The 18,973-nt window shown below is 69.0% G+C and carries 20 protein-coding genes; 8 read left to right on the forward strand and 12 right to left on the reverse strand.

Annotation, left to right across the window (positions count from 1 at the left end; translation table 11 throughout):
* The first annotated feature begins 35 nt into the window (after window positions 1-35).
* Window positions 36-1,325 carry a dual-specificity RNA methyltransferase RlmN gene (gene rlmN, locus ACZZZQ_RS09200; RefSeq protein WP_171821948.1) on the forward strand — a complete coding sequence of 430 codons (1,290 nt, stop codon included), beginning with the start codon at window positions 36-38 and terminating at the stop codon, window positions 1,323-1,325.
* Here rlmN and ACZZZQ_RS09205 read toward each other — a convergent pair.
* Window positions 1,274-1,906 carry an NAD(P)H-dependent oxidoreductase gene (locus ACZZZQ_RS09205; protein ID WP_463507393.1) on the reverse strand — a complete coding sequence of 211 codons (633 nt, stop codon included), beginning with the start codon at window positions 1,904-1,906 and terminating at the stop codon, window positions 1,274-1,276. The two genes, rlmN and ACZZZQ_RS09205, sit on opposite strands and share 52 nt — an antisense overlap.
* Before the next feature lie 66 nt (window positions 1,907-1,972).
* Between ACZZZQ_RS09205 and ACZZZQ_RS09210 the strand changes: the two genes are divergently transcribed.
* From ACZZZQ_RS09210 to ACZZZQ_RS09225, 4 genes are all read left to right on the forward strand, one after another.
* Window positions 1,973-2,539: a TetR/AcrR family transcriptional regulator gene (locus tag ACZZZQ_RS09210; protein ID WP_463507394.1), complete on the forward strand. Its 567-nt coding sequence runs from the start codon at window positions 1,973-1,975 to the stop codon at window positions 2,537-2,539.
* Between the two features lie 77 nt (window positions 2,540-2,616).
* Window positions 2,617-4,245 (forward strand): DUF4407 domain-containing protein, encoded by a 1,629-nt coding sequence (locus tag ACZZZQ_RS09215; RefSeq protein ID WP_463507395.1) that lies wholly within the window; start codon window positions 2,617-2,619, stop codon window positions 4,243-4,245.
* A 131-nt stretch (window positions 4,246-4,376) separates the two neighbouring features.
* Window positions 4,377-4,889: a hypothetical protein gene (locus tag ACZZZQ_RS09220; protein ID WP_295105388.1), complete on the forward strand. Its 513-nt coding sequence runs from the start codon at window positions 4,377-4,379 to the stop codon at window positions 4,887-4,889.
* Window positions 4,890-4,943: 54 nt separating this feature from the next.
* A complete protein-coding gene (locus tag ACZZZQ_RS09225) occupies window positions 4,944-5,957 on the forward strand; it encodes an aldo/keto reductase family protein (protein WP_053097972.1) in 1,014 nt (337 codons plus the stop codon).
* 62 nt (window positions 5,958-6,019) lie between these two features.
* On the opposite strand, the gene ACZZZQ_RS09230 is transcribed toward ACZZZQ_RS09225, so the two are convergent.
* From ACZZZQ_RS09230 to ACZZZQ_RS09245, 4 genes are read right to left on the reverse strand one after another with little or no spacing between them, the layout of a single operon-like run.
* Window positions 6,020-6,925, reverse strand: coding sequence for a carbohydrate ABC transporter permease (locus ACZZZQ_RS09230; protein WP_222839501.1), 906 nt, complete (start codon window positions 6,923-6,925; stop codon window positions 6,020-6,022).
* A complete protein-coding gene (locus ACZZZQ_RS09235) occupies window positions 6,922-7,872 on the reverse strand; it encodes a carbohydrate ABC transporter permease (protein WP_053097971.1) in 951 nt (316 codons plus the stop codon). Before ACZZZQ_RS09235 ends, ACZZZQ_RS09230 begins: the two co-directional genes overlap by 4 nt.
* Window positions 7,873-7,875: 3 nt before the next feature.
* Window positions 7,876-9,189 carry an ABC transporter substrate-binding protein gene (locus tag ACZZZQ_RS09240; RefSeq protein ID WP_463507396.1) on the reverse strand — a complete coding sequence of 438 codons (1,314 nt, stop codon included), beginning with the start codon at window positions 9,187-9,189 and terminating at the stop codon, window positions 7,876-7,878.
* A gap of 60 nt (window positions 9,190-9,249) precedes the next feature.
* Window positions 9,250-10,485, reverse strand: coding sequence for an aminotransferase class V-fold PLP-dependent enzyme (locus ACZZZQ_RS09245; protein WP_053097969.1), 1,236 nt, complete (start codon window positions 10,483-10,485; stop codon window positions 9,250-9,252).
* Between the two features lie 165 nt (window positions 10,486-10,650).
* Here ACZZZQ_RS09245 and ACZZZQ_RS09250 point away from each other — a divergent pair, with 165 nt between their 5' ends.
* A complete protein-coding gene (locus ACZZZQ_RS09250; RefSeq protein WP_053099265.1) occupies window positions 10,651-11,364 on the forward strand; it encodes a FadR/GntR family transcriptional regulator in 714 nt (237 codons plus the stop codon).
* A gap of 124 nt (window positions 11,365-11,488) precedes the next feature.
* Here ACZZZQ_RS09250 and ACZZZQ_RS09255 read toward each other — a convergent pair whose 3' ends face one another.
* From ACZZZQ_RS09255 to ACZZZQ_RS09280, 6 genes are all read right to left on the reverse strand, one after another.
* The gene (locus ACZZZQ_RS09255; RefSeq protein WP_053097968.1) at window positions 11,489-12,004 is read right to left on the reverse strand and encodes a glycine cleavage system transcriptional repressor; all 516 of its coding nucleotides are present in this window, start codon (window positions 12,002-12,004) and stop codon (window positions 11,489-11,491) included.
* Window positions 12,005-12,138: 134 nt separating this feature from the next.
* Window positions 12,139-13,197: a PLP-dependent cysteine synthase family protein gene (locus ACZZZQ_RS09260; RefSeq protein ID WP_072591991.1), complete on the reverse strand. Its 1,059-nt coding sequence runs from the start codon at window positions 13,195-13,197 to the stop codon at window positions 12,139-12,141.
* Between the two features lie 20 nt (window positions 13,198-13,217).
* The gene (locus ACZZZQ_RS09265) at window positions 13,218-14,027 is read right to left on the reverse strand and encodes a hypothetical protein (RefSeq protein ID WP_463507397.1); all 810 of its coding nucleotides are present in this window, start codon (window positions 14,025-14,027) and stop codon (window positions 13,218-13,220) included.
* Window positions 14,028-14,139: 112 nt separating this feature from the next.
* Window positions 14,140-14,943: a GntR family transcriptional regulator gene (locus ACZZZQ_RS09270; RefSeq protein ID WP_463507398.1), complete on the reverse strand. Its 804-nt coding sequence runs from the start codon at window positions 14,941-14,943 to the stop codon at window positions 14,140-14,142.
* Window position 14,944: 1 nt separating this feature from the next.
* Window positions 14,945-15,349 carry a D-ribose pyranase gene (gene rbsD, locus ACZZZQ_RS09275; protein ID WP_320488929.1) on the reverse strand — a complete coding sequence of 135 codons (405 nt, stop codon included), beginning with the start codon at window positions 15,347-15,349 and terminating at the stop codon, window positions 14,945-14,947.
* 18 nt (window positions 15,350-15,367) lie between these two features.
* Complete coding sequence (locus ACZZZQ_RS09280; RefSeq protein WP_463507399.1) at window positions 15,368-16,318, reverse strand: ribokinase; 951 nt, start codon at window positions 16,316-16,318, stop codon at window positions 15,368-15,370.
* Window positions 16,319-16,425: 107 nt separating this feature from the next.
* Here ACZZZQ_RS09280 and ACZZZQ_RS09285 point away from each other — a divergent pair, with 107 nt between their 5' ends.
* A complete protein-coding gene (locus ACZZZQ_RS09285; RefSeq protein WP_363522633.1) occupies window positions 16,426-17,088 on the forward strand; it encodes a transaldolase family protein in 663 nt (220 codons plus the stop codon).
* Window positions 17,089-17,259: 171 nt separating this feature from the next.
* On the opposite strand, the gene ACZZZQ_RS09290 is transcribed toward ACZZZQ_RS09285, so the two are convergent.
* Window positions 17,260-17,937: a FadR/GntR family transcriptional regulator gene (locus ACZZZQ_RS09290; RefSeq protein ID WP_463507400.1), complete on the reverse strand. Its 678-nt coding sequence runs from the start codon at window positions 17,935-17,937 to the stop codon at window positions 17,260-17,262.
* A 46-nt stretch (window positions 17,938-17,983) separates the two neighbouring features.
* Here ACZZZQ_RS09290 and ACZZZQ_RS09295 point away from each other — a divergent pair, with 46 nt between their 5' ends.
* Window positions 17,984-18,964, forward strand: coding sequence for an amidohydrolase family protein (locus ACZZZQ_RS09295; protein ID WP_463507401.1), 981 nt, complete (start codon window positions 17,984-17,986; stop codon window positions 18,962-18,964).
* Window positions 18,965-18,973: the final 9 nt, after the last annotated feature.

The following is an 18,973-nucleotide window of genomic DNA, read 5'->3' on the forward strand; positions in this document are numbered from 1 at the left end:
GGCGCTTCCCACCCGGCACCGCGTACCCTGGAGGTATGACCGAGACTCCCCGCACGCGCGAGACGCGCCCCGCCACGGCACCCGCGTCGTCCCGTTCGGGGGCAGTCCGCTCGACCGGCACCCCGCAGGTGCGTCCTGCGACCGAGGGATGGACGCAGCAGAAGGATGCCGAGGGGCGGCCGCTGCTGCAGTTCGCGAGCCCGAAGCGCGGCAAGCCGCCGGTGCATCTCGCCGACCTCACGCCCGCCGAGCGCGTCGAGAAGGTCAAGGAGCTCGGCCTGCCCGGCTTCCGCGCGAAGCAGCTCTCGACCCACTATTTCCGGCACTACACGTCGGATGCTGCGGAGATGACGGATCTTCCGGCCGACACCCGGGAGCAGCTCGTCGCCGGCATGCTGCCGCCGCTGCTCACCGAGGTGCGCCGCCTGGAGACCGACCGCGGCGACACGATCAAGTTCCTCTGGCGTCTGCACGACGGCGCGCTGGTCGAGTCGGTGCTCATGCGCTACCCGGGCCGCATCACCCTGTGCGTCTCGTCGCAGGCCGGGTGCGGCATGAACTGCCCGTTCTGCGCCACCGGCCAGGCGGGCCTCACCCGCAACATGTCGACCGCCGAGATCATCGAGCAGATCGTCCGCGCCAACCGCCTGATCGCCGAGGGCGGTCTCGGCGGCAAGAAGGCCGACGACCACTCGATGGAGCGCGTGTCGAACATCGTCTTCATGGGCATGGGTGAGCCGCTCGCCAACTACAAGCGCGTGATGGACGCGGTGCGCTCGATGGTCGCGCCCCAGCCCGACGGCCTGGGCATGAGCGCGCGCGGCATCACGGTGTCGACGGTCGGACTCGTGCCGGCCATCAAGAAGCTCGCCGACGAGGGCATCCCCGTCACCTTCGCGCTGTCGCTGCACGCACCGGATGACCACCTGCGTGACGAGCTCATCCCGGTGAACTCGCGCTGGAAGGTCGACGAGGCGCTCGACGCCGCCTACGACTACTACGCCAAGACCGGCCGCCGTGTCTCGATCGAGTACGCGCTGATCAAGGACATGAACGACCACGCCTGGCGCGCCGACCTGCTCGCCGACAAGCTCAACGAGCGCGGCCGCGGCTGGGTGCACGTCAACCCGATCCCGCTGAACCCGACGCCCGGCTCGATCTGGACGTCGTCCGAGCCCTCGGTGCAGAACGAGTTCGTGCGCCGCCTCAACGACGCAGGCATCCCGACGACCCTCCGCGACACTCGCGGCAAGGAGATCGACGGTGCCTGCGGTCAGCTCGTCGCGACGACCGAAGACGAGGCTGCCTCCGCCGCCATGGCCTGAGGGCCGGTGCCGCGATCGCGAAGGCCGTCGCGGCGACCGAGAGTCTCGGAGCGCGACAGCCACGACTCGATGCGCGCGGGGCTCGCGTCCTTGACGCCCAGCATCCGCGTGGTGCGCACCGAGCGGATGCCGCAGAACCTCATCGTCCCGCGGGCGACGTGCGTCTGCGCCGGGAGCCCGGTGAAGGGCGTGAGGAACCACGGGGTGTCCGCCAGTAGGAACAGGCGTCCGTTCGCGGCCGTCAACAGGCCTTCGGGCATCCCGAGCTTCGAGTACCGGTACTCCTGCTGCGGCAGCAGCGACCGATCGAAGAACCCCTTCAGCAGCGCGGGCACCGACCCCCACCAGAGCGGGGTGAACACCACGACCGTCCGCGCTTCGGCCAGTGCGCGCTTCGCGTCGATCAGGTCGGGCTCGAGCTGCATGCGCCGGCGGTAGCCGAAGCGCAGCGACGGATCGAAGTCGAGATCGCGCAGAGCGAGGACACGGGCGTCGCCATGCGCTTCGGCATAGCGTCGGGCCAGTTCTGCGGTGAGGGATCCGGAATCGGGGTGGCCGTCGATGATCAGTGCGGATGGCATGTGCGCTCCTATGTTGACAGTGTCAAGCAGTGGTGGACACTGTCAAGATAAGCAACAATGTTGCTTGTGTCAAGTTCCCGATCCGGCTATCACCACGGTGACCTCGCCCACGCCCTCGAGGCGGCGGCGATGCAGCTGCTCGCCGAGAAGCCCGCGGGGGAGATCAGCCTGCGCGAGGTCGCCCGCGCCGCCGACGTGAGCCATAACGCCCCGTACCACCACTTCTCCGACCGGCGCGGTCTGCTCAAGGTCCTCGCCGAGCGCAGCATGGCCGACCTGGTGGACGCGGTGCGCGGCGGGATCGAGGAGGCGCCGGACTCCGCATCCGCCGTGATCGAAGGCGGTGCCGCGTACATCCGCTACGCGGTCGAGCATCCGCACGGCTTCGACGTGATCTACGACCCGACGGTGTGCATCCCCGGTGAGCCGAGCGAGACCATGGCCCCCCTGATCGATGAACTCGAGCAGCTGCTGTCGGAGGCGTCCGTGGCGGCGGGCCTCGACGCGCAGAGCGTCGCCGGAGTGTGGGGCCTCGTGCACGGACTCGGAACGCTGTGCGCCGCCGGACATTTCTCGCTCAAGGACGCGCTCGCCGCGAGCGCCGATGCGCTCGTCCGCATGCTGCCGCGCTGACCCTGACGAGGCCCGCGGAGGCGGAAACACAGGGTTCGTGCACGTTTTCCACAGGCGACATTTCGTAGATTGTCGGAATGCCCTATTCCGCTCACCGCCCAGGACGGTTCGATTCACAGGGTCGGATCATCCTCGACAGCGACCCGAACGCTGACACGGACGACCTCGACTTCCTGCGCGCGTACGAGCCCACGGGCGCCGATCTGCCGGAACCGCAGCAGGCACCCGAGGTGCCCGATGCGCCGGAGCAGGAGCAGGATGCCGCGGCATCCGCCCGTCCCGTGCGTGAGCCCAAGCCCCGGCGTCAGCCGCGCGAGCGCGCACCGCGCGTGCCGGGGTCGCGTCTGCGCAAGCTCGCCATCCTCGGCGGAGCCGAGGGCGAGATCCTCGACCGCGTCCCCGGTGAGACCCCGCGCTTCGTGCAGATGTTCTTCGTGCTGGCCGGAACCGCACTGGTCTCGGCGATCTCCATGCTGTTCGCACTGACCACGGGCGTGCAGGCCGCGATCTGGCTGGCCGTGCCGCTGGCGGTCGTCTGGGCGCTCATCATCTTCAACCTCGATCGCTTCCTCACCTCGACCATGACGTCGACCCGCAACGTCTGGAAGCTCATCGGCCTCGCGATCCCACGTGTGATCATGGCCGCGATCATCGGCTTCGTCGTCGCCGAGCCGCTCGTGCTGCAGATCTTTCACAACGACATCGCGCGCGAGGTCGCCTCGACGAACATCACCCAGGCGCAGGCCGACCAGGATGCACTCGAGACCGGCCCCGAGAAGAAGGCGCTCGACGCCGCATCCGACCGCGTCGCCGAGCTCGAGAACCAGGCGGCGACCGGAATCGTCGCCGGCACCGACTCGTCGTCGGCGACCGAATCGGCCGCGCAGGCCACGGTCGACGACCTCACGGCCAAGATGACCGAGCAGCAGGCCGTGATCGACCAGGCCCGCGTCCTCTACCAGTGCGAGCTCACCGGCGAAGGTGCAGGCACGGTTCCCGGCTGCACCGGCGTGAACGGCGAGGGCGCGAGCTCGGATGCCGCCCAGGCCCAGCTCGCCGAGGCGCAGCAGACCTACGACGCGCTCGCCGCGCAGCTGCGCACCGCCAACGAAGAGCTGGCAGCCGCGGGCACCGCCGCCAAGGAGAACACCAGCACGTCGGAGTCGCAGAACCGTGAAGAGGCGCAGTCTCAGCTGCCCGCCGCGCGCGACAGCTATGACACCGCGCTCGCCGCGTACAACGCGCGCGCCGAATCGGTGGCGTCCGGCAACGCGGGCGCGATCGGTCTGCTCAGCCAGATCAGCGGTCTGAACAGGCTCAGCGAGAAGGAGCCGACGATCCTGTGGGCGCACATCCTCATCGCCGCACTGTTCTTCATGATCGAGCTGCTGCCCGTGCTCGTGAAGGTGCTCACCTCCTACGGCGACCCGTCGCTCTACGAGAAGGCCGTCGCGATCCGCAAGCAGGTCGCGCTCGACAAGGTGACCGCCGAGGGGTTCCGCGACCGCGCGGCGATCGTCACCGTGCAGTCGCAGGGGATCCAGGCGGATGCCGGATCAGGCGAACCGCAGACCCGCGCCGAGCGCAAGGAGGCCGCCCAGGCCGCCGAAGCGCGTGACGCGGCGCAGGAGCGCGAGCTCGCCGAGAAGCGCGCCCAGGCGCAGACGCTCGCCGAGCAGGAGCAGCTGGTCGAACCGCGCGTCTGATCGCCTGCAGCGTTGGTTCCGATTGCAGTCGGTGCCGTCTGGTCATGCCGGGTGGATGCCCGCTGGGTGGCACCGGTGTCGCGTGGCGGGAGTATCGGGCTGCTCTCAGCGAGCGCCTTTAGCGTGACGGCATGAGAAGACGGCGTCAGACGATCATCGTGTCCACGGTCGGAGTGGCCGTCGTGGTCATCTACGCCGGCCTGGCCGCACTGCAGATCCTCGTGTTCACACCGCTTGCCGCGGCGCCAGGACTCTCTCTCGCAGAGGTCAAGGCCGAGATGCACAGTGCAGGAGAGTCGCTGAACGAGGCCAGTACGATCTCCATCCTCGCGATCGGCCCGCTGATCGCCGTGGTCGTCGCCGCGATCGCGGTGAGAGCTCGCGCACACCCCGCGATTCCGGCCATCACGCTTCTCAGCGTTCTGATGTTGGGCGGGCCAGGGCTCTTCGTCGCGTCCTTCGGACCCGGCATGGGGATGGCGGACACCTTCATGGTGGCGGGCGGGATCTTCCTCCCGGGGGTGATGCCGTTCTTCGTCGTCAGCGTGATCGCGGGGGTAGCCCTGACGGTGGGGGTGATCCTGGCGGCGACACTCGCGAGAGGGCGTGCGCGTCCGGAGCCGGCCTCGCGTCCGTCGGTCTGAGACCGGTCACGGAGATCCGGGCCCGGCGCCTGCCACGGCCGGTAGCGTTATGGCATGGTCAACTATCGCTATCTCGGCAACAGCGGTCTCAAGGTCTCTGAGATCACCTACGGCAACTGGGTCACGCACGCTTCGCAGGTCGGCGACGACGCCGCCGTCAAGACGGTGCACGCGGCGCTCGACGCCGGCATCACCACATTCGACACCGCAGACACCTACGCGAACACCGCGGCAGAGGTCGTGCTCGGCAAGGCGCTCGAGGGTCAGCGCCGCGAGGGTCTCGAGATCTTCACGAAGGTCTACTTCCCGACCGGCCCCAAGGGTCCGAACGACACCGGGCTGAGCCGCAAACACATCCTCGAATCGATCAACGGCTCGCTGACGCGACTCGGCACCGACTACGTCGACCTCTACCAGGCGCACCGTTTCGACTACGAGACTCCGCTCGAGGAGACGTTCCAGGCGTTCGCCGACGTCGTCCGCCAGGGCAAGGCCCTCTACATCGGCGTCTCGGAGTGGACGGCCGAGCAGCTGCGCGAGGGGCACGCCCTCGCGAAGCAGCTCGGCGTGCAGCTGATCTCGAACCAGCCGCAGTACTCGATGCTGCACCGTGTGATCGAGGGCAAGGTCGTGCCCGCATCAGAGGAGCTCGGCATCTCGCAGATCGTCTGGTCGCCGATGGCGCAGGGCGTGCTGTCGGGCAAGTACCTGCCGGGTCAGCCGGTTCCGGAGGGCTCCCGCGCGACGGATCCGCACAGCGGCTCCGACTTCATCAAGGGGTTCCTGCAGGACGACATCCTCACCGCCGTGCAGAAGCTCAAGCCGATCGCCGAGCAGGCCGGCCTGTCGATGCCGCAGCTCGCGATCGCCTGGGTGCTGCAGAACCCGAACGTCGCCGCAGCTCTCGTCGGAGCCTCGCGCCCCGAGCAGCTCGCCGAGACGGTCAAGGCCTCGGGCGTGACGCTCGACGCCGACACGCTCGCGGCGATCGACACCGCACTGGGCGACACGGTCAACCGCGATGCAGAGGCCACGTACTCGGTGTCGCCGAAGGCCCGCCTGGTCTGACGGATGCATGACGAAGGCCGCCGTCCCTGAGGGGCGGCGGCCTTCGTCATATCCGGATGCGCTTACTCCTTGACGGCGCCGGCGGTCAGGCCCTGCACGATCCAGCGGCTCGCGAGTGCGAACATCACCATGGTCGGCAGGATCGTCAGCACGGCTGCGGCGCTCATCGAGCCCCAGTCGATGTTGAACGTCGAGATGAACCCGTTCAGCGCCGACGGCACGGTGCGGTTCTCGTCGGTGTTCATCAGCACGACCGACAGGAACAGCTCGTTCCAGCAGTTGACGAAGTTGAAGATGAAGGCCGCGATGATGCCCGGGGTCATCACCGGCACGAGCACCCGGAACAGCGCGCCGAAGCGCGAGCATCCGTCGATCATCGCCGCCTCTTCGAGCGCGTCCGGCACGTTCTCGAAGAAACCGCGCAGCATGACCGTGGAGAACGGGATGCAGACCGCGATGTACACGAGGATCAGGCCGGGCTTGGTGTCGACGAGGCCCAGGTCGGTCATCATCGAGTACAGCGGCCCCAGCGCGATGAACGCGGGGATCATCTGCGTGAGCAGGAACGCCACCAGCACCGTCCCCTTGCCGCGGAACTCGAAGCGCGCGATCACATAGGCGCTGAGCAGAGCGATGAGCGTCGCGACCGCACCCGCGATCGTCGCCACGAGAGCCGAGTTGCCGAGGAAGACCCCGAACGAGCTCTGCTCGAACAGGCTCACGTAGTTGTCGAGCGACGGCTCGCTGGGCCAGTACTCGATCGGGAAGGAGTTGATCGTTCCCGGCGACTTGAACGACGTCAGCGCGATCCAGTACAGCGGGAAGAGCGTGATGACGAGCCAGAGGGCGAGACCGACGACGCGCACGACGCCGCCGACCGAGGCCTTGCGCTTCGGACGCGGTGCCTTCGCGATGTCGGGGACGGTGAGACGCCGGGTCTCGGTGACCGTGGTTCCGGTGATGGTCATCGCTGGACCCTCCGCATCGCCATGAGGTAGAACGCGCAGAACACGAACAGGAACGCGACGACGATGAGTCCGATGGCGCTCGCGATGCCGTAGTTGCCCTGCTGCGTGTAGTTGATCATCCACGTCGTGATGATGTGGGTCTGGTTCGCCGGCCCGCCGTTGGTCATCGCGTAGATGATGTCGGGGAAGTTGAAGATCCAGATGATGCGCAGCAGGATCGTCAGCAGCAGCGTCATCGAGATGTACGGGATGATGATCGAGAACAGCTGACGCACCTTGCCTGCGCCGTCGAGGCTCGCGGCCTCGAGCATCTCATCGGGCACGGACTGCAGAGCCGCGAGGATCATGATCGCGAAGAAGGTCACGCCGTACCAGATGTTGGCGACGATGACCGCGAACATCGCGAGCTTCGGATCCGCCAGCCAGGGCAGCGGGGCGTCGATCAGGCCGGCCTTCATGAGCAGGTCGTTCACGACGCCGAACTCGGCGTTGAACATCCAGCGGAACAGCATCCCGATCAGGAAGCCCGAGACGGCCCACGGGAAGAACACGAGCGCCTGGTAGAGCCCGCGGAAGCGGAAGCGCTTGCGCAGGGCGAGCGCGATCAGGAAGCCGATCACGAGCTGAGGCACGAGCGAGCCGACGACCCACAGGACGGAGTTCCAGGCGACGATCGGGAAGGCAGGGTCTTGGAAGACGGTGACGAAGTTGTCGAAACCCACCCACGGGGTGGAGGTGAGATCCCACAGGTTCCAGTCGTGGAAGGCCATGCGTGCGCCCTGCAGCATCGGCCAGTAGGTGAACCAGCACACGAACACGATCGCCGGGGCCATGAAGGCCAGCAGCGTCAGCGCGTGGCGGCCACGGAAGGGGCGGCGCCGGCGGGATGCCGGGGAGGCCCCGCCGGCGGTGCCGACGGAGCCCCCTTCGAGAGTGGTCCGGGTCACGGATCAGCCCTTTTCCGCAGCGTACTTCTCGGTCCAGAAGGTGTCCCACGACTCGAGCAGCTCGGTGGTCGACATGTTGCCGAGCAGCACGTTCTGCACGTCCTGGTCGGACTTCTGGATCCACTCGGTCCACCAGCTGACGCCGCGAGGCTGCTTGACGTTGACGTAGGTCTCGGGGTCCTCGGTCATCGTGACGTAGCTCGTCCACGGGCCCGAGGAGTAGAACTCGTCATCGGCTGCCTCGGAGATGATCGGCACGAGGCTGTTGGCCTGCGCGAACTCGGTGGCCGGCTCGGCCGACGAGAGGAACTCGACGAGCTTGACCGCGGCATCCTGGTGCTCGCTGTTCTCCGCGACGCCCCAGCCGGCGACGGCCAGCGGCTGCGCGGCCTTGCCCGACGGCCCGACGAGCAGCGGGGCGGTGTCCCACTGATCCTCGGTCAGAGAGGAGTCCTGCACGGTCGCGATGACCTCGGGGTCCTGCAGCAGGAACGCCGTGGTGCCGTTGGTGAAACCGGCGACCATCTCGGGGTAGCCCCACGACACGGCGGACGGCGGCGACGCCTCCTTGAAGAGGTCGAAGTAGTCGTCGACGGCTTCCTGTGCCTCGGGAGCGGCGAAGATCGTCGACCCGTTCTCCATCAGGAAGGCGTCATCGACGTCGAGGCCGTCGATCGTGTAGGCCTCGATAGCCGCGACCACATTGCTGTTCGCGTTCTGGCCACCGCGGAACGCGTAGCCGTAGATGTTGTTCGCGGGGTCCTGGATGGCGCTGGCCTGCTCGAGCAGATCCTTCCAGCTGTGCGGCGGGCCGTCGAAGCCCGCCTCCTCGACGAGGTCGGTGCGATAGAACAGCGAGAGGCCGTAGAAGCCGTACGGCACGAAGTAGCTCTTGCCGTCTGCGGCCACGGACGCCGACTGCGCGTTGTCGGTGAGGGCGTCCCAGCCGTCCCACTTCTCGAGGTCGGCCGAGATGTCGTGCAGCCAGCCGTTGTTCGCGAACGGTCCGACGGTGATGTCGCGGACCTCGAGGACGTCGACGCCCTTGCCCGACTGCAGCATCTGCTGGATCTTCGCGTCGGCCTGCTCGGTGGGCGGCGAGACGAGCTTGACCTTGATGTCGGGGTTCTCCTTCTCGAAGTCGTCGAGGAGTCCGCGCAGCAGGTCGGTGCGGGCAGGATTGGTCAGGCTCTCGACCATCTGCAGGGTGACGGTGCCGTCGGCGGACTCGCCGCCGCCTGCGGAACAGCCGGTGAGCGCGAGTGCGGCGACGGTGCCGATTCCCGCGGCGGTCGTCAAGATTCTGTTCTTCTTCACGAGGTGCCTCTCAGTTGGTGATGGTGGTGGGTCGGGTGGTGGGTGGAGGGGTGGGTCGGGTCAGGAGACGATGATGGAGTCGGCGGTGCGGATGCCGGCGCGGCGGAGGATCTGCGGGATGCAGCGCTCGACGAAGGCCTCGAAGTCGGACGCCTCTGTGTAGAGGTGCGCCGACAGGCGGAAGTAGCCGACGCCGCGGAAGCTGGTGAACGCGGTCTCGACGCCGGTCTCGTCGAGCAGGTCCATGCGCAGGGCATCGGCCTCTTCGCGGGTCGAGCCGAGTCCGAGCGGCAGACGCACGAGTCGCATCGACGGCACGGGCGAGGGCAACGGAGTGAGGGGGTCTTCGTCGCCGTAGGGGCGCAGGCCCTCGGCGATGATCTCGGCCCCGGCATCCGCCATCTGCGCCATCGCCTGGCGGGCGTTGTGCCACCCGAACTCGGACTCGATGAACTCGATCGACGCCGGGGTGGCGAGATAGGTCGTCGCGTCGATCGTGCCCTGGGTGTCGAAGCGCTCGGGGTATGGCTCGTTCGCCGCCCACGAGTCGATGAGCGGCCACAGGTCGTCGCGGTCGGGGGCGTTCGTGACGAGCAGGGCGGAACCGCGCGGGGCGCAGGGCCACTTGTGCAGGTTGCCGAACCACCAGTCGCCGCCGGCGACCGCGGCGGCATCGGCGACGAGACCGGGAGCATGAGCGCCGTCGACGAGGGTGCGGATGCCCCGTTCCGCCGCGAGCTCGGCGATGCGCCGGGTCGGCAGCATCCGCGCGGTCGGCGAGGTGATCTGGTCGACCACGATCAGGCGGGTGGCCGGAGTGAGTGCGTCGGCGAAGCGCTGCACGACCTCGTCGTCGGAGGCGAGCAGCGGCAGCTCGACGGCGCGGACGGATGCTCCGAAGCGGCGGGCCAGGCGCTGCGCGCCCATGGTGATCGCTCCGTAGCCCTGGTCGGTGACGAGGATCTCGTCGCCGCGCTCGAGGTGCAGGGCGTTGTAGACGACGGTCGCGGCGGCGGAGGCGTTCGGGACGAAGACGCTGTCTTCGGCATGGGCGCCGAGGAACGGAGCCGTGCGCTCGCGAGCGTCGCGCACCCGCTCGGCGATGCGGGGGAACCACTCGACCGGGCTGAGGTCGGCGCGACGTCGCAGGGCATCCTGCTGCTCGACGACGGCCGTGGGGACCGCGCCGAACGAGCCGTGGTTCAGGTGGATCACGTCGGGATCGAGCGGCCACGCATCACGGGCTCGGATGCCGGAGTTCAGCGTGAGCGGTGCGGGGAAGAGTGGTGCGGGCATCGGTCCTCGTCGGTGCAGTGGGGGAGTTGTTGCACAACTTTGCCACACGGCTTTCGAAATGGCTACGAAAAGGCGAGGATGAAACATAGTTGTCATACGAATTTGACGAAGGGTCTGCGTCCGACAGACTCAGCAAGGGGATCGGGCGGTGTCAGGAGGATGACGATGAGCGCACTGGACACAGCGCTGCACGGGCTGCGTGCGCTGATCGCGGACGGCGAGCTGCGTCCCGGCGACCGTCTGCCGAGCGAGGGTGAGCTGTGCGAGACGCTCGGCGTCTCACGCGGATCGCTGCGCGAAGCCATCCGCATGCTGGCCGCCCTCGGTGTGCTCGAGACCCGGCACGGCTCGGGCAGCTACGTCAGCGAGCTGCGCGCCGCCGACCTGATCGGCAGCCTCTCTCTCACGGTCGGACTCCTGCCCATGGCCGGGGTGCTCGAACTGACGGAGCTTCGCCGGGTGCTCGAGCCCCACGCGGCTGCGCTCGCCGCGGCCCGCATCGACGCCGCCACGATCGAGACGCTCAGCGGCGTGCTCGATGAGATCGAGGCGAGCGACGACTTCGAGGACCACTCCCGCCTCGACCACGCCTTCCACATGACGATCTCGGAGGTCGCCGGCAACGACGCGCTCACGAGCCTGATCGACGTGCTGCGCTCTCGCTCGCGGGCCTATCGGATCCCGGATGCCGGCGACGCCGCCGAACTCAAGCTCCACTCGGATGCCGGGCACCGGGCGATCCTCCGCGGACTCGCGGCGGCGGACCCGGTCGCGGCGTCGGCTGCGGCATCCGCCCACGTGGCTCAGACCGAGTACTGGGTGCGCCGGTACACCGATACGGATCTGCGAGCCGAAGGATCGTCCGTCGAGTCGCCCTGAGTGACGACGATCGCCCTCTCATTTCTCCCGTTCTGCACAGTTCGCCTCGGTCTGCACAGGCGTGCGGTCGCCCCGTGGGCCGTGCGGGACGCTGTGTGCGTATCGGGCGGAGGGGACGCCGCGGTCAGGCGAGGGTGATGTCGACCTGGATCTCCGTGGCGATGCGCTCGAGGTCGCGACGCAGGGCATCGATGTCGACCGACGACGGAACCCGCGCGATCACGGATGCCTCGAACAGACGGCCGCCGGCCATCGCGGCATCCCGGGTCTCGGTCGCGAGCTCCTCGATGCTGAGTTCGTGCGCGTTCAGCACGTTCGAGACCTCGCGGACGATGCCGGATCGGTCGTTGCCCAGCACCCGGATCTCGAGTCGCTGCTCGTCCTCCGCGTCGTCATCAGGCGTTCCGGTGAGGACGGCGAGCGTCAGGAGCCCCTGTCCCTGAAGTCCGCGGAGCGCCGTCTGCAGCTCGTCGGAACGGTCGGCGGCGACCGAGACCTCGATCACTCCGGCGAAGGTGCCCGCGAGCTCGGCCAGCGAGCTGTTCTCCCAGTTTCCGCCGTGGGCATCGACGACATCGGCGACGGCTGCGACGAGTCCGGGGCGATCGGCACCCGCGACAGTGAGGATGAGAGTAGTCATGCGGCCAGCGTAGCCGGAGCGCCTCGGCCCGCGACGTGCCATGACTCCGGAGAATGTGGCCGCTCGACCCCGAGGAAGCGTGTTCTCCCGGATGACCTGCCCGGATCTCCGGAGTCATGGAAGCGGAACGAGGGTCAGTCGACCCAGACCCCGGTCTCGAGGAAGTGATCGAGGCGGGTGCGATGCGGGTCGAGGTCCCAGCCCTGCTCGGCGACCCACTCATCGTTGAAGTACGTGCCGGCGTAGCGGATGCCGCTGTCGCAGATGAGCGTGACGATGCTGCCGGTCTCGCCCGCCGCGCGCATGCGCGCGATCAGCTGGAATGCGCCGTACAGGTTGGTGCCGGTCGAACCTCCGGCCCAGTGCAGGGTGCGCTCGCGCAGCATCCGGATCGCGGCGATCGACCCCGCGTCGGGCACGCGGATCATCTCGTCGATCACACTGGGCACGAACGAGGCCTCGACGCGCGGGCGGCCGATGCCCTCGATGCGACTGGGGCGTCCGGCCGGCGCGTCGACGGTGCCCGCCCATCCGTCGTAGAACGCCGAACCCTCGGGGTCGACGACCGCGATCTGCGTCTCGTGGCGGCGGTACTTCACGTACCGGCCGAAGGTGGCGCTCGTGCCGCCGGTGCCTGCGCCCACGACGATCCAGCGGGGGATCGGATGCCGTTCCTGCGACAGCTGGCTGAACACGCTCTCGGCGATGTTGTTGTTGCCGCGCCAGTCGGTCGCCCGCTCGGCGAACGTGAACTGGTCGAGGTAGTGGCCATGGCATTCGGAGGCCAGGCGCTGAGCCTCAGGAGACATGTCCTCGGCACGGTCGACGAAGTGACAGCGTCCGCCGTAGAACTCGATGAGGTCGATCTTCTCCTGGCTGGTCGAGCGCGGTACGACGGTGACGAAGGGCAGCCCCAGCATCCGCGCGAAGTACGCCTCGGAGACGGCCGTCGATCCGCTGGAGGACTCGACGAGAGTGGAGTCCTCGGTGATGCGTCCGTTGACGAGTCCGTACAGGATCAGCGAGCGCGCGAGACGGTGCTTGAGCGACCCGGTCGGATGCACCGACTCGTCTTTCAGGTACAGGTCGATGCCCCACTCGGGTGGCAGCGGGAAGAGGTGCAGATGGGTGTCGGCGCTGCGGTTGGCGTCGGCTTCCAGCAGGGCGATCGCGGTGCTGGTCCAGTCGCTCATGCTTCGAGCGTAACGCTCCTCTAGCGGGGCGTGTAGCCGCCCTCGCCCGTCTCGCCGTCGTACGTGAAGACCTCGTCCTCGAGGGTGATCTGGATGTCGTCGCCGAGGGGCTGCTGGGCGAGCAGACGCTCCTCGAGCATCGTCATGCGCTCCTCGTACTCCTGCGCCTGCGCATCGTCGACACCCCAGATGGTGGCGACCTTCATGTCGGTGAGGAAGTAGAGGAAGGCGGAGACGGCCGTGCGGTTGAACTCGGTGTCGGGGATGCTCTGCCAGAGCGCGCCGCTGTCGCGCAGGCGCTTGTACTCGTCGATCTTCGCCTGGAGCGCGTCGGCGATGGCGGAGGCATCGGCGTCGCCCGAGCCGTCGGAGTCCGGGTCGCCCTGCGGTGCCTCGGAAGGCGCTGCGGGCTCTTCCGTGACGCTCGTGGCCGGAGGCGCGGTCGCCGGTTCGGTGCGCGAGCTCAGCAGCAGGCTCACGGCCACCGCGATGCCCACGACGACGATCAGCACGAACGCCGCGACCGCTGCGATGACGATGCCGACGGTCCGTCCTGAACGCGGAGGAGGAGGCGCGGACGGGGAAGCATATGCGGCGCCGTAGGGAGGCGACGGCTGCCCCGGGTGCGGCGGCGGGTACGCGGCCATCTGCGGATGCTGCCCCGGCTGGGAGGCAGAGGCGTACGGCGGCAGCGGCGCGGGCGGCCCGGGGATCCCGCCCAGCGGCGGGGCCAGCGGGACGGAGGATCCGAGCTGTCCCGGCGCCGCGGCAGGCGGCGGAGGGATGACCGGGTCGGAGTCGGATGCCGGTGGATGCGCGTCGTCGACCATCGTGTCTTCCCCCGATCGCATCGCCCCGTGCGATGCGTGCTCTCGTTCCAGGCTAGTCCGCGACCCGTGCTCGGCCGACCCACCTGTGAGTGGATGCCGCGTGCGGATGCGGCTAGCGGACGGTGCCGGCGCGCGAGGTGCTGCCGTCGCCGTCGACGTGCAGCAGCGACGCCTGCGACAGCTCCTGCTGCAGCTGGAACTCGAAGCGCGAGCGGTCGCCGCGGTGGTGCGCCACGAAGTACTCGATCGGCGTGCCGTCGGAGGAACGGCTCACGCTGCGCAGTCGCAGCAGGGCGGAGCCGGCGCTCACCCCCAGATGCTGCGCCTGCTCGTGGGTCGCGACGGTGGCCTCGGCCGAGCGGACGCCGCTGGTCGCCACGATGTCGTGATCGGCGAGCAGGCGGTACAGGGACCGCTCCGAGAGGTCGACGCCGAGCGTGACTCCGCCGACGGCATCCGGCATCCAGGTGGTCGAGAGCGACCAGGGTTCGCCGTCGACGTGACGCAGACGGTCGAGCACCACGACCGGTGCGCCAGGGTCGACCTCGAGTGCCGCCGCGATCTCGTCGTCGGCGAGAGTCTGCTCGTGGCGCAGGACGTCGCTGTGCACGTGCCCGCCGCGGCGCTCGACGTCGTCGTAGAGGCCGATCAGCGTGTGCACCAGGCTCTCGCTCGTGCGGGGGCGCGACACGAACGTGCCCTTGCCCTTGACGCGTTCGACGAGCCCCTCGTGCTCGAGCTGGGCCAACGCCTGGCGCACCACGGTGCGCGAGATGCCGTACCGCTCGCAGAGGCGGTGCTCGCCGGGCAGCGGGTCGCCGGGCTGCAGGCCGTCTCGCGAGATGCCGTCGACGATCAGCTGACGCAGCTGGTCGTACATGGGCGCGGCGGAGTGGCGGTCGATCGTGTCGTTCATATCAGTACGCCACTCCCGCGTGCAGGATCACGTTCGCGTAGGGGGTGAACTCTCCCGAGCGCACGAACGCGCGCGCCGAGTGGGTCAGCTTCTTGAAGTCGACGTGAGGGATGAGCTCGATCTCGAAGTCCTGATCGGCGAAGCGCTCGCGCAGCGCGGCCAGCACCTCGGGGCTCTTCTCGGCGACCTCGGCCGACACCGTCGCTCCCTCCACGACGAGCTCGGCGAGCACGGTGTCGAGCACGTCGAAGAATCCCGGAGCGCCGGGACGATAGGCGAGGTCGATGCGCTCGGATCCGGGCGGGATGGGCAGGCCGGCGTCGGTGACCACCAGCAGATCGGTGTGGCCGGTCTCGCTGATCACGCGCGAGAGTGCGGGGTTGATGGTCGTCGCTGTCTTGCGCATGATGTCTCCTCGGGGGTGTCAGTGGGCTTCTCGGGCGGCCAGGAAGGCGTCGACCTCGGCCCGCAGCGGCAGGCTGGGCGACGCGCCCTGCTTCGTGACGGCGAGGGCTCCGGCGGCGGTCGCCAGGCGAACGGCATCCGTCAGCTCCCAGCCGTTGGCGAGGGCGGCGCCGAGATACCCGGCGTAGGCGTCGCCGGCCGCGGTGGTGTCGACGGCCTCGACAGGGAAGGGCGGGATGACGAATGCTCCCGCTGCGGTCACGACGCACGAGCCCTGACCCGCGAGCGTGATCACGGCGGCGCCGACGCCCCGGTCGAGGAACCAGCGTCCGGCGATCTCCGCCGACGCGGCATCCGTCACCTCGACGCCGCTGAGCACCGAGGCCTCGGTCTCGTTCGGGGTGACGATGTCGATGCTCGCCCACACGGCGTCATCCAGCGGAGCGGCGGGGGCGGGGTCGAGGATGACGGTCATGCCGTGCTCGCGTCCTCGTGACGTGATGTGCGCGGTGAGCGCCGAGGGCGTCTCGAGCTGGGTGAGCAGCACCGACGTGGTCGGCGCGAGGGCTTCGAGCGCCGCGTCGATCTGCTCGGTGCTGAGCGCGGCGTTGGCCAGAGGCACCATGACGATGTCGTTCTGCGCCGAGGCGTCGACGCGGATGTGCGCGATGCCCGTCGGGCCCGGCACCGTGCGGAGGTGCGTGAGGTCGACTCCGGCCTCGCTCAGCCCGTCGACGACGAGGTCGTGGAAGAGGTCGTCTCCCACGCATCCGACGAAGCTCGTGCGGGCCCCCGATCGTCCGGCGGCGACCGCCTGATTCGCGCCCTTGCCGCCGAGCATCAGGGTGAACTCGTTGCCGAGGATGGTCTCTCCGCGGGCGGGGAGCCTGGTCGAGAAGGTCGTCACGTCTGCGGTCACGCTGCCGACGATGACGACGCCGGTGCGATCGGGCGAGGTGGCGGCTGTCATGGCACTCCTGATCGTCGTCGATGCGGGGTGCTTTGACATCCTCCGCGGCTGTCATTACATTAGCCGAATCCGAACCTGTAACGACAGGTTGTGCACAAGGAGACCCGATGACCGCGCTGGCCCCCCGTCTCTATGTCGATAGCGCGGACGTCGACCGCGTCGCCTCCCTCCTCACCGCGGGCGTCGTGCACGGCGTGACGACCAACCCCACGATCCTCGAGCGTGGTGGCCGCACCGCCGCGGAGATCCCCGACCTCTACGCCCGCTGGTCGGACGAGGGCGCCCGCGAGATCTTCTTCCAGACGTGGGGCGGCGACACCGCATCCTTCCTCCGCAACGCCGAGGGCATCCGTGCGCTGGGCGATCGCGTGGCCGTGAAGGTGCCGGCGACCCGCGACGGCTTCGCCGCGGCATCCGCTCTGGTGCGCGACGGCGCGACCGTGCTCGTCACCGCCGTCTACTCGGTCGCACAGGCGCTGGCATGCGCCTCGATCGGGGCGCAGTACATCGCCCCCTACCTCGGACGGATGCGGGATGCCGGCATCGACGGGGATACGGTGATCGCCCGCATGCAGGAGGTGTGCGCGGGCAGCGACTCGAACGTGCTCGCGGCCAGCCTGCGATCACCTGACGACATCACCGGTCTGCGTCTCGCGGGGGTGCCGTACTTCACGGCGGCACCCGACGTGATCGAGCAGGTGCTGTTCCACGAGGTCAGCGACAGCTCCGCCGCCGAGTTCGACGCGGCGATGGGGCGGCTCGGGGCCTGAGTCGCACTTCGGCGGGTGGGTCAGCGTCGGCCAGACGCGCCAGATTCGGCCCGACGTCACGGATACGGCCGAGCGAAGCGCATCTGGCCGAACGTGCCGGTGAGGGCCCGGGCGACGAAAGCGTGCAGGGAAGGCCCGAGGGACGCGTGGCCGAGAAAAGGCGTCGCTGCGTCAGGCGGATGCCGCCTGGCGCAGCCACCGCTCGACGCCGGCGATGTGCGCCGTGGCGAGCGAGGTGGCGAGACCCGAATCGCGCCGGGCGATGGCGTCGGCGATCGCCCGGTGCTCCGAGAGGGTGCGCTCGACCGCTCCGCCCTCGGTGAGACCACGCCACACGCGGGCGCGCACGGTCTGACTGCTCAGGTGCTCGATGAGGCTGGCGAGATAGGCGTTGCCGGCCATGCCGACGATCTCACGGTGGAAGCGGATGTCGTGCTCGACGAGCTCTTCGATGCTGACCGTCGGATCGATGGAGGCGACCTCGCTCTCGAGGCCGGCGATCGCGGCGTCGCTGCCGAGGGTGGCCGCGAGGCCGGTCGCCTGCGACTCCAGCATCCGCCGCACTGCGAAGATCTCGAGCATCGAGTCGTCGTCGTGCATGTCGACCACGAACGAGATCGCCTCGAGCAGCAGGTGGGGCTCCAGGCTGGTGACATAGGTGCCGTCACCGCGGCGCACGTCGAGCACCCGGATCACCTCGAGCGCCTTCACGGCCTCGCGCATCGAGTTGCGTGACAGGCCGAGCCGTTCGGACAGCTCCTTCTCGGGAGGGAGGCGATCGCCGGGTGCGAGTTCGCCCGACACGATCATCGCCTTGATCTTCTCGATCGCGTCGTCAGTCACTGCCATGGCGTCATCCTAGCCATTCATCGGATGTCTGCGGCAGGATGGGGGCATGCGCGTACTCGATTCGCACCTGCACCTCTGGGACCCCGAGCTTCTGCACTACACGTGGCTCGAGGGTCCGCTCGCCTGGCTGTTCGGTGCGACCGAGATCGAGCACGCCCGCATCGCCCGCGCGACGACCGAGCGCGCGGTGTTCGTGCAGGCCGAGACCGTCGAAGACGACTTCCTTGAAGAGGTGCGGTGGGTGGCCGGGCTCGCGCCCCGCGTCGGGGTGGTCGGCATCGTCGCGGGGGCGCGTCTGGATCGCGGCACCGACACCACCGCGCACCTCGAAGGACTCGCCGCCGAGCCGCTCGTGGTCGGCGTGCGGCACAACCTGCAGGGCGAACCCGACGGACTGGCGGTCTCGGCCGACTTCGTCACCGGCGCGCGCGAGGTCGCGGCGCGCGGCTGGGCCTTCGACGCCTGCGTGCGCGCCGCGCAGCTGCCCGAGGTGGCCCGGCTCGCGGGGGCGGTGCCCGAGCTGCGGATGGTGCTCGATCACCTCGGCAAGCCCGAGGTCGGCACGGCGAAGGCCCCGGTGGCGCCGACCATGGAATGGGTGCGCGATCTCGACGACCTGGCACGGCATCCGAATGTGTGGTGCAAGCTCTCGGGGCTGCCCGGAGAGGCCGGAGGCGACTGGTCGGCCGAGCAGCTGCATCCGTTCCTCGACGCCGCGGCCGACGCGTTCGGCGTCGAGCGGCTGATGTGGGGCAGTGACTGGCCGGTCTCGGTCATCGGACCCCCGGAGGAGGGCGACCCGTACGCGAACGTCGACGGATCGCCCATGTACCAGCCGACGGCTCGGATCAGATGGGCGGATGCGGTGATCGCCTGGGCCGAGCGCCGCGGGCACGACGTCGACGCGATCATGTGGACGAACGCCGAGGAGTTCTACCGGATCGGCGAGCGGCCGACGCATGAGGACGCTCGGGAGGAGCGGCCGCGCCGCGGCATCCTGGGTTGGCTGCGCGGCGGTCGCTCGTAGCGCCCGCTG

The organism is Microbacterium sp. AC132 (genome assembly GCF_979258525.1).